Here is a 15091-nt window from a genome sequence, read left to right as displayed (position 1 = left end):
GACCATAACGACCACGTCCGGCTCCGTCAGCGGGTTGAACGATCTTGTGCGGGGGCGGTGCGCGGGCGCGGCACCGACGGGGTCGCCGGGTCTGCGTGACCGCCCTCGGGCAGCAGCTTGCCGACCCGCAGCCCGGTGCGGGCGAGGATCCACAACACCGCCTCCGCCGCCCGCTCCTGCTCGCTCACCAGCGGGCCCGTCCCGGTGGCCGCGTAGGCGCTGAGCGCCCAGAACCGCCGGGTCCGGAACCGGTGTCCGAGGTCGCGGACCAGTGGGTCCAGGCCGATCGTGGCCAGCCAGGGGCCGATCCCCGTCGCGGGGACCCGCAGACGCTCGATCCGGTCCAGCACGTCCCGCTTCGTGACCACCACCGCCAGCGGCAGCCGGCCGCGCCGCCGCCCTCCGGCCAGCGCCGAGAGCTCGCCGGTGAACGTCTGGTACGTCTGCCACGGCCCCGGATCCGACGGATTGGCCGCGCGCGCGAGCTCCTCCTCGTCCGCCGAGAGGGAACGGCGCACCTGGGGGTCGGCCAGGACGTCGACGGCCAGGATCACCCCGTCGGCATGGGCCAGATACTCCTGGCGGCGGGTGGAGTCCACGTCGTACAGCGACTCGCCCATCGGATCGTAGAGATACAGCAGCCGGTGTCTGCGCCGGTGGGTGACCCGCAGCATCAGTGCGCGGGGCTGGCCGCCCTGGGTCTTGCGCACCCAACCGGTGTTCCTGAGCTGACCGTTCAGATCCACGACGTCCCGCCGGTCGTCGGCCGTCGCGAACGAGACCTCCGGCCCGCCCCGTCCGGTCGGCGCGCCCCGTCCGGTCGTCGCGTGCAGCCCGGCGACGGCCGCCGCCATCAGCATCGTCTTGCCCGACGAGGTCCCGCCGATGACCGGTACGTGCACGATGCGCAGCCGGCCGATCCCGGCCGGGAGCGGACGGTCGCAGTGCGGGCACTCGACGGCGAGCCGGTCGCGCCCGGCCAGGGAGACGGTGACGATCCGGCGCCGGCACGCGCAGACGTGCCACAGTGCGCCGAACCTGTTCGGGCGCAGCTCCCGGTGGGCCGTGCCGCAGCTCGGGCAGCGGTGCACGGCGAGCGGGAAGGGCCGGTAGCACCCCGGATAGGGGCACCTCATCCGGATCCGCCGCACCAGGGCACCGGTCCGGTCGGCACCGCGCAGGACGGCGACCCCGGCGAACGCCGCCAGTCCCGCCAGGCCGGCCAGCAGCCACAGCACCAGGTGGATCAGCGCCATGACGGACGAGACCAGGAGCGCACCGGTGATCGCGCCCAGCGCGGTGCCCGGGGCCACGAGGATGAATCCGAGGCGGGCGAGCCGATGGCCGCCGTAGCCGGTGGAGGGCTGGCGTCCGGTGAACATGCGCCGGGCGGTGACGGCCATCCAGCGGCCCAGCAGCCGGTGCCGGATGACCGAGGCGGCGGCCCGGGTGGAGGTGTACGCGTCCACCCACATGAGCCGGGACCAGTACGCGCGCTGCGCCGGCTCGGATCCGACGGGCGGGATACGGGGGTCGGGCGTGCCGGGCGTCCGGGGGCCGAGGGCCCTCACCGAGGCGCCGAGTGCGAGGAAGAGGAACTCCCAGAACGCACGGAACAGGCACACCCCCGTCCCGACGGCCACCGTCAGCCAGACCGCGGCCCCGATCAGCCCGCCCATCAGGCGTCACCGTCCCGGTGCCGGTCCCCGGAGCCACGGCGGCGGGACGACGCCTTGCCCGTACGGCTGTCCCGCCCGCCGAGCCGCAGCCCGAGCCGGCCCAGCGCACCGGGCCGGTTCCAGGTGCGGAAGTCCTCCGCGTGCCGTGCGCCCCTCGTGGAGAGAGCCGCTTCGACGGCCGCCAGATCCTCGGCGGTCAGCGCCCGCGCGGCCGGACGCAGCACCTTGTCCAGCAGCGCACCCCGGACCTTGCCCCAGGCCCCGCCCGCCTGGGGATGGGCGTTCCAGTCGACGAAGAGGTCCGCGAAGTAGTCCGGGTCGCGCAGCAGCCGGCTGCCCACCTCGTCCCCCCGGGCGGCCCGCTCGTAGGCGGCGCAGAGGTCGGCGTCGCCGCTGCGGATCAGATCGTCCAGCTCGCGTCCCGCGCGGTGGTCGCTCAGCAGACGATGGGCGAGACTGCCGTGGACGCGCTCCAGCACCGACGGGTTCACCGGTTCCGCGCTCCTGCGCAGGCCGAGGGCCCGGTCGACCCAGCCGGGGGGCGCGCCGCCGGCCCGCAGGTCGCGCGAGAGGTCCAGCAGCAGGAGTGCCGCCCGGTCGTGGTCGCGGAGCTGCTCGGGGAACGCCTTGAGGAGGTCGTGCGCGAGCTCGTCCGTCTGCGGGTCTCCCGGTCGGCCGTTGAGCGCGGCCGTGACGAGGAAGGGCCAGGTTTCCGCCGCCTGGTGGAGCCTCGCGCCCCTCTCCAGCAGGTCGTACCGGGCCTCCTCCGGTGTCGGTGCGGTCGAGCCCCACACCAGGCGGAAGGCGATGCGCAGCAGCGGTGGATGCGCGAGGACGGAGACCCCCGCCGCCTCCAGCACGGCGCGCAGCTCACGGTTGCGGTCCCCGTCCTGGCCGCCCGCCGGGCGGCGGGCCGCCCAGCCGCACATACGCAGATACGGCAGGGCCTCGCCGCTCTCCAACGGCACGGGAGCGCGCTCCAGGAGCACGGTGACGGCGGCCGGACCGGACTGGGCCGCCGCGTCGAGTTCCCGCAGCAGAGCGGTGCGGAGGTCGGGCCGGTCCGTCAGCGCCTCGTGGACTTCGCTCCCGTACACGGACGGATCGGCCGGCAGCGCCGACGCCAGCCGCTGGGCGAGCCGCGGTACGAGGTCGGAGCAGTCCACCGCGAGGAGACCCGCCACCCGCAGCAGCCGCAGCGGGCGCGCGAAGCCGTTCGCCGTGTCCTCGACCCCGGCCCGCAGCTCCGGGCCCAGCTCGGCGGCGAGCCGCCGGGCCGCCTGGCCGGTCAGGGCCTCGCGACCCGGGAGGCGTACCGGCTCGGCGGAGCGTACGGCGGTGACCAGCAGGCGGGCGGTGAGCGGGGCGGCGGTCTCCGCCCGCAGGCGGCCGCCGACCCGGGCGAACAGCTCGGCCAGGGCGGCGGTCTCGGACACGGGCGTCGTCTCCTGCCGGGGCGCCGCCAGGGTGTGCACGAGCCCGTCCAGCTCCTGTTCATCGAGCTCGGCGGGGTGTTCGAACACCCACAGTGCCGCGGCCGTGCGGTGCGACGACGGCAGCTCGATCCCGGCGCACAGGGCGAGCACCGATACGGGGCCGGCGGCGAACGGGTCTCCCGGGAGCCGATGGGCGTGATGGAAGAGCTCGAAGGCGCCGGCCGACCAGATCCGGGCGGCGGCCACCGCCCACGCTGTCGGCTCCGGCCCGTCCGGGGCGGGAGGGGCGGCACAGTCGTGGACCCGGTAGCGGCCCCCCGAGCCGGCGAGCCCGGGGGCGTCGTCCGGCAGGACGCCGATGATCCGCTGCCCGGCGAGGTGCGGGCGCCGGGTGTAGGTGGTGAACGTCAGCCGGTGGGCGGCCCCTCGGGGCAGTGCCGCGCTCGCCAGGGCCACCCAGCGCGCCACATCGGCAGTGTCCCGCTCCACGATGACGACCTGCGGTGCTGTCTCGTCCTCGGTCTGGCGCTGGAGGTCGGTGAACACGGTGGCGAGCCAGGGCTCCCGGGAGGCGGCGAAGGCGACCAGCCCGGCCGGGTCCAGCAGGGGGGAGGGCGGCAGCGCGGCCAGGGCCGGCGGGGCGTCGCCCTCGGGCGTGGCCGTGGCCCACCCGGGGGACTCCCAGGCGCTGACGGGCAGGGCCCCGTCCGGCAGCCGCTGCCCCGGGGCCACATGCACCGCGTGGGCGTGGAAGTTGCCCCAGCGGCCGCTGTAGTCGGCGCCCGTGTAGACCGTACGGGCCAGCAGCCGGCTTCCGTCGGACAGTTCGCTGTAGCTGAACGCCCGTGGAAAGGATTTGAGTTCGACTTCGGTAGGGCGGGAGGGGGCGTTCCGGGGCGGCTCGTACCCGATGATCTGCTCCGCCTCCCGGAGCACCGCGTGCGGCAGCCCCGGGGTGAGCGCGGTGAAGCGGAACCCCGAGCCGTCCGGGCCGGGCGGCGCCGAGGTGTAGTGCAGCTGTCCCAGGCTCATGCGCCGGCCTTCCCCGTGCGGATCCGGTTCTCCCGTTGGCTCCTGCGCACCTGGATCAGTCCGCGCCGCCCCAGCAGCCAGAGCAGCGGGTCCTCCACCCGCAGGGGCTGCGGGCCCGACTTCGGCGCGTCGGCCGGTGCGTCGGCGGGCGGCGGTGCGCCCAGCGCGGAGAGGCCGAAGTACGACAGTTCGGCGAAGTCGTTCTCCAACTGGCGGCAGAGCACCCCGGAGTCCCAGTCGCTCAGCAGGGACCGCAGCTCCTCGTGCACGGCGAGCCGATCGTCGTCGTCCTGTTCGCCGCCGGTGTGCGTGGCGTTGCGCAGCAGCGGCGAGTGCGACCCCAGCAGCGACCTCAGCGCGTCCGTCTTCGTCACGGCGACGGCCATCGGCGTGGTGACCCGGCCCCGCGACACACTCCGTCCGTGGGAGCGCAGTTGGGCGGCGAGGTCGGAGGCGATCTGCTGCGGGGACGTCTCGACCGCGGGGAGCGGCGGGCCGTCGGCGGTCGCGCCGCGGTCGCGCACCGAACCCATCTGGAGCGGGTCGACGAGCAGGATGATCCCGTCGGCGGCCGCCAGGTACTGGGTGTAACGGGCCATCGCCTCCGCGCTCTTGAGGTCCTCGCCCGCCGCGTCGAAGAACACCAGGGTGGTATGCCTGCTGCCCTTGGCGTACCTCCCTCGGCGCGGCACGCTCAACCGGTAGAGCAGCGGGTCGTTGAAGCCCATGGCGGCCGGACGCGTCGTGTCGGGAAGCCGCAGCCGGTCGTACAGATCCTCCTCCATCTCGCGGTCGCGGCGCTGGGTCCCGGCCCCCATCGCCGGCAGCGAGATGTTGTACTCCCGGCCGACCCGGCCCCGCAGTTCGTTGACGAGCACCGACACATAGGTGCTCTTGCCGGATGCCTTGGCGCCCACCAGAGCGATGATGCGGCTGTCCTGGTCGCAGTACTCGCTGGGGAAGTCGTTGTGACAGCCGCGGCAGACCCGCACCGAGGTGGCCACCCCGCACCGGGGGCACGGCTGCCGGGTGGTCGAGCCCCGAAGGGTCGCGAGGGTGCGGGGCGCGGGGAAGACCGGTCCGCGCAGCCGCCGGGACGGCGGCAGACCCGGCCCCATGAAGTCGGCCCACACGTCGTCGGGTTCGGCGTCGCACGGGGTGCCGCCGCGCACCCCGGTGGCCATCATCAGGCAGCGGTACGGCAGGCGCGCGGCCGGTGCGCGGTCGAAGCAGTAAGGACAGATGACGGTCGTCATGTCAGCGCACCACCAGGGTCGTGGGAGAGGGCTCGTCGAGTCGTATGCCGGCGGCCCCGTCGCCGAGGAGGAAGCCGCGCAGGGCGTAGGGAGGCCGGAGGCCGGGCGGCACGGGCAGCTCGACGGGTCGGCCGGCGCGCAGCGCGCCACCGTCGAGCCGGAGCAGGGTCGTCCCGTCCGTGTGGGTGCGCGGCCGGATCGGTGCGCGGCCGCTGCCCGCCCTGGCCACGAGGACGAACTCCGGCAGGGCGGCCGGTACGTCACCCGGACAGGACAGGGTGACCCGCAGCAGCGAGGGCCCGCGGCGCAGCGCCCGGCGGGCACCGGGAACGATGCGGTAGCTGACGGAGATGTCCGCCGGGACCCTCGTCCCGCCGCCGGGCGGAGGGACGAGGGCCGCGTCCGTCGTCCGGGGTGCGGCGGAGAGGGTGACGCAGAACGCGGAGGGTGTCACGTCCACGTACAGCCCCTCCCGGACGTAGGTGCTGCGCGTCACGCGGTGCACGAAGCTCACGCCGTCCTGCTCCACGGTGGCCGCGACCTGGCCCGTCGCTGCCGGCCAGTCGAAAGTGATGCGGGCCCGGCCCCCGTCGGCCCGCTCCACGCGCGCCCCGGCCACCGCGGGCGGGCACTCGACCAGGAGGCCGGGACCCGCCACCGCGTGCGGTCCGAGCACGGACAGGGCGGACACCCGGGTGATGGAGCCCGGGGGAGGGGCCAGGCCGTCGGCCACCGCCTTCCAGGGCAGTGGGGCGGGCCAGGGACGCTCCGGAGCGTGGGTCAGCTCGGCTCCCGGTTCCGGTGGGCCGTCCGGCCAGCAGACGAGGCGTACGTCCGCGCCCTGCCCGCCGCTCCAGGAGAACCGGACGGCTCCCTGGGCGACCGTGGCGTCGAGCCGGTGCACGGGGGTGGGCCAAGGGTTCACGGTGATGCGATGGTCCGTGCCCGCCGACTCGATGACGGTGCCGTCCGGCGACCGGTACCGGCAGTGGACGCGGAGCGCGTACGTGCCGACGCCCAGGCCGGTCGCGGTCAGCGCGCCCGTACGCACCCCGATGCCGTCCACCGGGCCGTCGGGGCCTTCGAGTTCGACCCGTACGCCCAGCGCTTCCGACGGCTCGGCCCACGCGGCGTCGATACGTCCCGGGCCCGTGGTGGACCGCAGCGCGGACACGTCCGGGGCGACGAGCAGGACGTGCGACACCACCGGCGGGCCGTCGATCCTGCCGTCCCGCAGCGGGAACGCGGCGTAGCGGACCTGCCGGCCGAACGGCGGGTCCCGGTCCAGCCAGCTGACCGCCGAGGAGTCCCCGGCGATCTCGGCGATCTCGGTCGGTCCGTCCGGCACCCGGGTCAGCCGGACGACTCGCCGGTCGGGCGCCGCGTCGGCGGCCGGGGGCGAGGGGCGGAGCGACACGGCCACGGCCTCCGGGGCGTGGCGGGCCGTCAGCACCGCGCCGGGCCCGGCACTCCCGTCGTCCGCCGGCCGGTGCAGCCGTACGAGGGCGAGCCGGGCGCGCGGGCAGTCGGAGGCCAGCCGGGCGGCCCTGAGGAAGCCGTCCTCGGCCGCACGGGCATCACCCGATCGTTCGGCCTCCCGCGCCGCGTCGAGGGCGTCGTCGGCTTCCGCCACCCGCGCGGCGATGTCCGCGAACCGCCGCCGCAGCAGCGCGTCGCCCCCGCCCTCCGCCGGCAGCAGGGCCGCCAGCCGGGCGGCACGCCGCACCTTCCCGCTGGCCCAGGAGTCCTCCAACTCCTCTGCCGCGCGCCGCTGTTCCCCATCGAGTCGGTGGCAGGCGACGGCCGCACGGACGAGGGCGGCCGCCTCCGTGGGACAGACCCCCAGCGAGACGGCGGTCCGGGGCTCGGAGTCCTGCGGGTGGGCCTGGAGCAGTTCGACGAGCTGGTACAGAAGGATGCGGCGCAGGGCGGCGGGGTCCTGGAGCTGCACCGCCTCCAGCCGGGCGAGGAGCGGCCGGTACGCCTCGCCGCGTGCGAGACCCGTGCGATGGAGCCGATCCGCGCCGATGTGGTGCCAGCGGCGCCCGGCGTGCTCCTCGAAGACCCCGTCGAGCACCCGCAGCGTCCGCCCGCGCTCCACCAGCGCATCGCCGATGTGCCGTAAGCCCAGGGCCTGCTGCTGGGAGACGAGGTGTCGGTACCCCGGGACGAGCGGGGAGAGCGGAAGCCCGCGCAGAGCACGGCGCAGCCCGAGATTGTGCCCGAACTCCAGCCCCACCGTGCGCCCCCGTGCTCACTGCTTGTGATCCCGCCCCCATCCCAGCAGATCCGGGGCCTTGACGTCGGCGTTTCCCTCAATCCACCAGCGCGTCGTGAGCCGCCCCGGCCGTCCTCGCGACCCGTACGGTGCGAGGCGCCGGCGAGCGCCGCTGTCCCGGCCGCGCACAGCGCCGATCCGGCGGGCCGCGCGTTCCCACGGGGGTACCCGCTCGCGAGCGTCACTCGGTCACGGATCCGGCCGACTCCCGGAACGGTCACCCTTGTTACCGGACTTCGCCCGCAGGGGCGGCCGGTGGCGGTCGCCGACAGCCGCGGACTGATCCCCCGGGACCGGCCGGACGCCCCCGTCGAGCGCATCGGCGCCTTCCTGGCGGAGACCGGCTGACGGTCCCGGCCGGGTGCCCCGGCCCGGTGCCCGGCGCGGTGGCGTCCATGTCCCGACGAGGTAACAGTAAGCCGACGGCCCCCGCCGGCCGCGCCCCGCGAACTTATGATCGGCACGGCGTCGAGGAGGAACGGGGAAGCGCTGTGACCTGTCGTGTGCCGTTAGGAGGGGGCCGGTTCGCGCTGCCCCTGGCCCTGGTGACCGTGCTGCTCGCCGGCTGTTCCGGCGCTGCGGACGACCCCGGGAAAGTGGAGAAGCACGACGCTTCGGCGAGTGCGAGTGCGAGTGCGAGTGCGAGTGCGGCCTCCGGCGGCGGCGCCGGGGCGTCGGCCGATGCCGCGGACCCGTTCGAACCCGACCCCGCCCGGCTCCCGAAGTCCCGGGCGGCGGCCCGCGAGCTCATCGGCCGTGTCATCGCCGGCCCCGACAGCTTCGGACCCGGAGTGGTGAAGCGGAGCCCGTACGAGAGCGACCCGGACACCTGGGCCGTGCTCGGCGCGGACTGCGTCTGGCAGCGGCAGAAGCCCGGCCACAGCGTCCTGGCCACCCTCACCCGGTCGTTCGAGGTGCCCGCGGCGAAGGGCAAGGGGCCGGTGCGCCTCGCCGCCGTCGTCACCGTGCACCGCACCCGCGAGGACGCGGCCTGGGAGATGGCGGAGTCGATCGAGGAGAGCATGCGCTGCCCCACCCAGCAGTTGCGCGAGGGCGAGACGATCGGCTCCTTGGTCGCCGGGGCGCTTTTCGGCGGCGAGAGCGCCCAGAACAGCTCCGACGACTTCCTCGTCGAGGTGGGGGACTACCAGAGCTCCGAGCTGGGCGGGCCGCACCGCTACTCCTGGCAGCAGGCGCAGATCCTCCAGTTCACCGTGGCCGTGACCGGCAAGGGGGCGAAGGGCCGCACCGATGACGAGGTCGACACGTTCGTCAACGAGGCCCAGGGCGCCATGCTGTCCCGGCTCGAGAACACCGTCGAGAAGCGGAGCTGAGGCCGGCGATGGACGACCTGCGACCCACTGATCCCGCCCGCATCGGCGGACACCGGCTCCTCGGCCGCCTCGGAGCGGGCGGGATGGGTGTCGTCTACCTCGGGCGCACCGACGCCGGAGCGCTCGCCGCGATCAAGGTGATCCTGCCCGAGTACGCCGGGGACGAGGACTTCCGGACCCGCTTCCGCCGCGAGGCCGAGGCCGCCCGCCGGGTCGACAGCCCCTGGGCCGTGTCCGTGACCGGTGCCGACACCGAGGCCGAACGCCCCTGGCTCGCCACGGAGTTCGTCCCCGGGCCGACACTTTCCGACGTCGTCGCCCGGCGCGGACCGCTGCCCGTGCGCAGCGTCGCCGTCCTCGGCAGGCTGCTCGCCCGCGCCCTGGCCGCCGTGCACGCCGCCGGGCTCGTCCACCGTGACGTCAAGCCGGGCAACGTCCTGCTGACGGCCGGCGGCCCCCGGCTGATCGACTTCGGGATCGCCCGCGCCGCCGACGCCACCGCCCTGACCGCCACCGGACTCGTCGTCGGCACCCCCGGCTTCCTCCCGCCCGAGCAGGCGTCCGGAAGCACCGCAGGGCCCGCCGGGGACGTCTTCTCGCTCGGCTGCCTCCTCGCGTACGCGGCCACCGGCCGGCCGCCCTTCGGCAGCGGAGCGGTCGACGCCCTCCTCTACCGCACCGTCCACGACGCGCCCGACCTCGACGGCGTCGACGACGCCCAGCTGCGCGCACTGCTGGAGCGGTGCCTCGCCAAGGACCCCGGTGAGCGTCCGGCCGCCGCCGGCCTCGACACCCTGATCGCCGAGGACGTACCGGCCGGGGCCACCGCCGACTGGCTGCCCGAGGATGTCGTCCGGATCATCGCGGACCGGTCCGCCGCCCTGCTGGCCCTGCCCGGCATCGACGCCACCGTCACCGAGGAGCCCGGCCCGCCGGAACCCGCCCCCGGCCGGCGGCGGTTCCTGCTGTTCGCGGCGGGCGGCGCGGTGGCCCTCGGCGCGGGCGCCTTCGCCGCCGTACGTCTCACCCGCGGCGAATCCGGTGGCGGCGGCGGGGACGAGGCCCCGGGCGGACGCCGCTGGATCATCGGCGTGCACGCCGACCTCACCGGTCCCCTGAGCGCCGCCGGTCGCGCCCAGGAACGCGGCGTCCGGCTCGCCGTCGACCGCTTCAACTCCCTCGGCGACCAGCCCTTCCGGCTCGCTGTGAAAGTCCTCGACGACCAGGGCGACGCCTCGCGCTCCGCCCGCGTCGCCGAGGAGTTCGCCCGTGACGTGGAGGTCGCCGCGGTCATCGGTCCCACCAGCGACGCCACGACCGGGGCGGCGCTGTCCACGTACGACGAAGCGGCCCTGCCGGTGCTGACGGTGTCAGCCCTGCAGATCACCTTTCCGCGCCGGGCCAACGGCTCCCTCTTCCAGGCCGGCCCCTCCTACGCCTCCCTCTCGCTGCCCATCGTCCGCCGCCTCCTGCCGCGTCCCGACGTCGAGCGGCTGGGCATCCTGATCGACCGGGCCGGCGGGCAGGCCGCCTACCAGGCGGGCTACGCGACGAACCTGATGACGCCCAGCCTCACCACCGGCACCACCCACCCCCGTGTGGTCCCCGCCGGGACGCGCGTCTTCGACCCGGTCGTCACCGACATCCTGTCCCACCGGAGCGACGCCCTCTTCTACGCCGGTGACGCGGCCGGCGCCTCCCGGGTCGCCCGGATCCTGGCCGACCTCTCCTTCGCCGGACCCCGGATGGCCCAGCACACCGCCATGGGGCCGGAGTTCCTGGAACTGGCGGGCGAGGCGGCCGAAGGCTGGGAGTTCATCGCACCGTTCACCGACGCGAGCGCCCCGGCCGCCGCGACGTTCGCCGCCGCCCACCGCAAACGCTTCGGCGTCGCACCCGCCGCCTGGGCCGCCGAGGCGTACGACGTGGCGGGACTCGTCGCCCGCGAACTGGCCGCCCTCGCCGACGCCGCCGCCGCCAAGAGGGCGACGGCGAGCGCCACCCCCTCCGGCGACGGCCGCCCCACCCGTGCCCAACTCACCGCCGCCATCGCCGCCTCCCGGTACGAAGGCGTCTCGCGCAGCTACGCGTTCGACGAGGACCGGCAGCAACTCGTCGGCCAGGACGCCCACATGTACGGGGTGGAGGGCGGCAGCCTCCGCTACCTCGGCGCGGCGCCGAAGCCGGAGAGCTGACGTGCGGCCCCTCATCACCGAAGACCCCCGTGCGGTCGGCCCGTACCGCACGCTGGCCCGCCTCGGCGCGGGCGGCATGGGCGTGGTCTACCTGGGGCGCTCGGCGGGCGGGGCGCTCGCCGCCGTCAAGGTGATCCGGGCCGAGCATGCCGCCGACCCCGGTTTCCGGGCCCGCTTCCGCCGCGAGGCCGGGGCCGCCGCCCGGATCACCGGCCCGTGGGTGGTCCCGGTGCTCGGCGCGGACACCGAGGCCCGCGAGCCGTGGCTGGCGACCGCGTTCGTCCCCGGCCCCTCGCTGGGCGAGGTGGTCGGAGCGCGAGGCGCGCTGCCGCCGGCCACCGTGCGGGCGCTCGGGAGCCGGCTCGCCGCCGCGCTCGCCTCGGTCCACGAGACCGGACTGATCCACCGTGACGTGAAGCCCGGCAACGTGCTCCTGGCCCTCGACGGCCCCCGCCTCATCGACTTCGGGATCGCCCGCGACGAGGGCGCCACCGCACTCACCGCCACCGACGCGGTGATCGGCACGCCCGGCTACCTCGCCCCCGAACAGGCGTCGGCCGGACCGGTGGGACCGGCGTGCGACGTGTTCTCGCTCGGCTGCGTCCTGGCCTACGCGGCGACGGGCCGACGGCCGTTCGGCGAGGGCGGCGCGGCAGGCGTTCTGTTCCGTACGGTCCACGAGGAGCCGGACCTGACGGGTGTGCCGCCCTCGCTGCTGCCGCTGATCACCGCCTGCCTCGCCAAGGACCCGGCCGCCCGGCCGGCCGCGAGCCGGATCGCCGATGCCCTGGAGGCGGCCGGGGGAGGGATGCGCGGCCCGTCGGGTCCGGGTCCGAGTCCGGGTCCGAGTCCGGGTCCGAGTCCGGGTCCGAGTCCGGGTCCGAGTCCGGGTCCGAGCCCGAGCCCGAGTCCGGGGACGGCCCGGTTGAAGGCGCAGGACCCCCGTCTCAAGGTGCCGGACCCCCGGCTCAAGGCGCCTGACCTCAGTGCCAAGGCGCCCGACCCCCGTCCGGCCTGGGCTCCGCGCGCGACCCCGGCCGGAGCGCCGGGCGCGGCTCAGGACGGAGCGTCCGAGGACGCTCGGGCCGGGGCTTTCGGAGTGGCTGAGGACGGGGCTGCCGGGGGCGCTCGGGCCGGGGCTTTCGGGGTGGCTCCGGACAAGGCTGCCGAGGCCGCGCCGGACGGGGCGCCGGCCGTGGAGCCGGACGCCGCCCCGCCCCCGGGCTCCTGGGCCGCGCCGCCCGGACTCTCCGCGCTGATCGCCGAACGGTCCGCGGCCGCCCTCGCGCTGCCGGACCCCGAGCCGCTGCCCGTCACCCTCGTCCCGGACGAGGACGGAGCGTCGTCGGCGGCCGGTCTCACCCGGCGCAGGCTCCTGGTCGCCGGCGCCGCCGGGGCCGTCCTCGTCACCGGCGGCTCCACCGCGGCGTGGCTCGCCGGGCGGCGGTCCGCCGGGACCGGCTCCGCGTCGGGCTCCGGCGCGCCGCCCACGTACACGATCGGGCTGCACGCCGATCTCAGCGGGCCCGGCCGCGCCACCGGCCTGGCGCACCAGCGCGGCGTCCGGCTCGCGGTCGCCGATCACAACGCCCGTACCGGCACGGCGTTCCGGCTCGCCCTGCGGACCGAGGACGACGCCGGGGACCCGCGACAGGCGCTGCGGGCGGCCGGTCTGCTGGGGGCGGACCCCGACGTCATCGCGGCGGTCGGGCCGACCGGCGCCGTGCTGGCCGAGGACATCGTCCAGCGGTACGGCGAGGCGCGGCTCGCCCTGGTCGTCGTCGCGGCAGGCTCGACCACGGCATCCGAAACGGCCGCCCACCTCTGCGTGATCCGCCCGTACGACCGCATGCTCACCCCGGGCCTCCTCGGCTACGTCGTCCACACCCGCCCCGCCGAGCGCGTCCTCCTCGTCCAGGACAGGGACGGCACCGGCCTCGGCGGACAGCTGGGCAGCGCGTTCCGTGACACTCCGCCGGCCGACGCCACTCTCATCGAACACGCTCTCCCGCGGGGCGCCGCCGGCTTCGGCGCGGCCGCCCGCAAGGCCATGACCAGCAGGGTGGACGCCGTGGTGCTCGCGAGCGGCGACGCGTCCCGGGCCGCCCGCCTGGCCACCGCGCTGGCGGACGAGGGCTTCACCGGCACCCGGGTGGCCGCCGGCCCCGCCCTCGGGCCCGCCTTCCTCCACGGGGCGGGCAAGGCCGCCGAGGGCTGGGTCTTCGCCGAGGCGTACGCCGACCCCGCCGCCCTCCCGGCGGCCAAGGCGTTCACCGCCGCCCACCGCAAGCGCTTCGGCGCACCCCCGGCCACCTGGGCCGCCGAGGCGTACGACGCGGTCGGCCTGATCGCCCGTGCCGCCGGTTCCACCAGCGCCTCGGGCCAGGTGCGCAGCGGCATCGCCCAGCGGCTCGTGCGGACCGAGCACCCGGGGATCGTGCGCCCCCTCGCCTTCCGTCCGTCGATCCGCCAGGTGCGGTACGAGAACGGGATCTTCCTCTACCGGATCGAGAAGGGCCGCCCCCGCTTCCTGGGCCCGTTCGGCGAGGTGTAGCCGCGCGGACGAAGACCGGCGAGCGGCAGCGGTCGGTGAAGCCACGGCCAGGTGTGAAGATCTCCTGCGGTGGCGCTTAAGAAATCCTCGATGGACCCGGGACCCCGCCGTACGGCAGCCTTCTCCGTGACGGCCGGGGACGGCGCGTGGAGCCCTACGGGATGCTCCGTCCCGTCCCGCCGAACCCCCGCCAGGGGGCTGACACCCAAGATCCACCCCGGGCCGCAGGGTTCCTCCGACATGCCCCGAGGCCCGGGGTATCCACTCGCGTACCGAACGTCAGGGAGCCGCAGCCGTGAAGGCACTCGTCAAGCAGAAGGCCGAACCCGGACTGTGGCTGATGGACGTGCCGGAGCCGGAGTACGGCCCCACCGACGTCCTGATCAAGGTCCTGCGCACCGGCATCTGCGGCACCGACCTGCACATCCGCGCCTATGACGGCTGGGCCCAGCAGGCGGTCACCACCCCGCTGGTCCTCGGCCACGAGTTCGTCGGCGAGGTCGCGGCCACCGGCTCCGACGTCGTGGACATCACCGCCGGCGACCTGGTCAGCGGCGAGGGCCACCTCGTCTGCGGCAAGTGCCGCAACTGTCTCGCCGGCCGCCGCCACCTCTGCCGCTCCACCGTCGGCCTCGGCGTCGGCCGGGACGGGGCGTTCGCCGAGTACGTCGTCCTGCCCGCGTCCAACGTGTGGGTGCACCGGGTCCCCGTCGACCTCGACATCGCGGCGATCTTCGACCCGTTCGGCAACGCCGTGCACACCGCGCTCTCCTTCCCGCTCGTCGGCGAGGACGTCCTGATCACCGGCGCAGGCCCGATCGGCATCATGGCCGCCGCCGTCGCCCGGCACGCCGGCGCCCGCAACGTCGTCATCACCGACGTCAGCGAGGCCCGCCTCGCCCTCGCCCGCAAGGTCGGCGTCAGCCTCGCCCTGAACGTCGCGGACCGCACCATCGGCGACGGGCAGCGGGAACTCGGCCTGCGCGAGGGCTTCGACATCGGCCTGGAGATGTCCGGCCGCCCCGAGGCGATGCGCGACATGGTCGCGAACATGACGCACGGCGGCCGGATCGCGATGCTCGGCCTGCCCGCCGAGGAGTTCGCCGTCGACTGGTCCCGCATCGTCACCTCGATGATCACCGTCAAGGGGATCTACGGCCGCGAGATGTACGAGACCTGGTACGCCATGTCCGTCCTGCTGGAGGGCGGCCTCGACCTCGCCCCCGTGATCACCGGCCGGTACGGCTTCCGTGACTTCGAGGCGGCCTTCGACGACGCCGCCGGCGGCCTCGGCGGCAAGGTCATCCTCGACTGGACCGTCTGACCT

General features: G+C 75.5%; 8 protein-coding genes. 4 read left to right on the top strand and 4 right to left on the bottom strand.

Annotation, left to right across the window (positions count from 1 at the left end; translation table 11 throughout):
* Nucleotides 1–26 precede the first annotated feature (26 nt).
* From ACGF2Y_RS07575 to ACGF2Y_RS07560, 4 genes are read right to left on the bottom strand one after another with little or no spacing between them, the layout of a single operon-like run.
* Nucleotides 27–1679 carry a hypothetical protein gene (locus tag ACGF2Y_RS07575; RefSeq protein ID WP_392943916.1) on the bottom strand — a complete coding sequence of 551 codons (1653 nt, stop codon included), beginning with the start codon at nucleotides 1677–1679 and terminating at the stop codon, nucleotides 27–29.
* Nucleotides 1679–4147 carry a GTPase-associated protein 1-related protein gene (locus ACGF2Y_RS07570; protein ID WP_392943914.1) on the bottom strand — a complete coding sequence of 823 codons (2469 nt, stop codon included), beginning with the start codon at nucleotides 4145–4147 and terminating at the stop codon, nucleotides 1679–1681. The genes ACGF2Y_RS07575 and ACGF2Y_RS07570 overlap by 1 nt, the downstream gene beginning before the upstream one ends.
* A complete protein-coding gene (locus tag ACGF2Y_RS07565; protein WP_392943912.1) occupies nucleotides 4144–5403 on the bottom strand; it encodes a hypothetical protein in 1260 nt (419 codons plus the stop codon). The genes ACGF2Y_RS07570 and ACGF2Y_RS07565 overlap by 4 nt, the downstream gene beginning before the upstream one ends.
* Before the next feature lies 1 nt (nucleotide 5404).
* The gene (locus ACGF2Y_RS07560) at nucleotides 5405–7642 is read right to left on the bottom strand and encodes a hypothetical protein (protein ID WP_392943910.1); all 2238 of its coding nucleotides are present in this window, start codon (nucleotides 7640–7642) and stop codon (nucleotides 5405–5407) included.
* A gap of 542 nt (nucleotides 7643–8184) precedes the next feature.
* Here ACGF2Y_RS07560 and ACGF2Y_RS07555 point away from each other — a divergent pair.
* The 4 genes from ACGF2Y_RS07555 to tdh all read left to right on the top strand — a co-directional run bounded on the left by ACGF2Y_RS07555 (nucleotide 8185) and on the right by tdh (nucleotide 15088).
* Nucleotides 8185–9015, top strand: coding sequence for a hypothetical protein (locus ACGF2Y_RS07555; protein WP_392943908.1), 831 nt, complete (start codon nucleotides 8185–8187; stop codon nucleotides 9013–9015).
* 8 nt (nucleotides 9016–9023) lie between these two features.
* A complete protein-coding gene (locus ACGF2Y_RS07550; RefSeq protein WP_392943906.1) occupies nucleotides 9024–11210 on the top strand; it encodes a bifunctional serine/threonine-protein kinase/ABC transporter substrate-binding protein in 2187 nt (728 codons plus the stop codon).
* Between the two features lies 1 nt (nucleotide 11211).
* On the top strand, nucleotides 11212–13764 hold the full coding sequence (locus ACGF2Y_RS07545) for a bifunctional serine/threonine-protein kinase/ABC transporter substrate-binding protein (protein ID WP_392943905.1): 2553 nt from the start codon (nucleotides 11212–11214) through the stop codon (nucleotides 13762–13764).
* A gap of 295 nt (nucleotides 13765–14059) precedes the next feature.
* Nucleotides 14060–15088 (top strand): L-threonine 3-dehydrogenase, encoded by a 1029-nt coding sequence (gene tdh, locus ACGF2Y_RS07540; RefSeq protein ID WP_392943903.1) that lies wholly within the window; start codon nucleotides 14060–14062, stop codon nucleotides 15086–15088.
* Nucleotides 15089–15091 lie beyond the last annotated feature (3 nt).

It is taken from the genome of Streptomyces sp. NPDC048142 (assembly GCF_043202835.1).
In the GTDB taxonomy this organism is placed as follows: domain Bacteria; phylum Actinomycetota; class Actinomycetes; order Streptomycetales; family Streptomycetaceae; genus Streptomyces.
The sequence above is the reverse complement of the archived record's forward strand: the minus strand, read 5'-3'. Positions and strand labels throughout refer to the sequence as shown.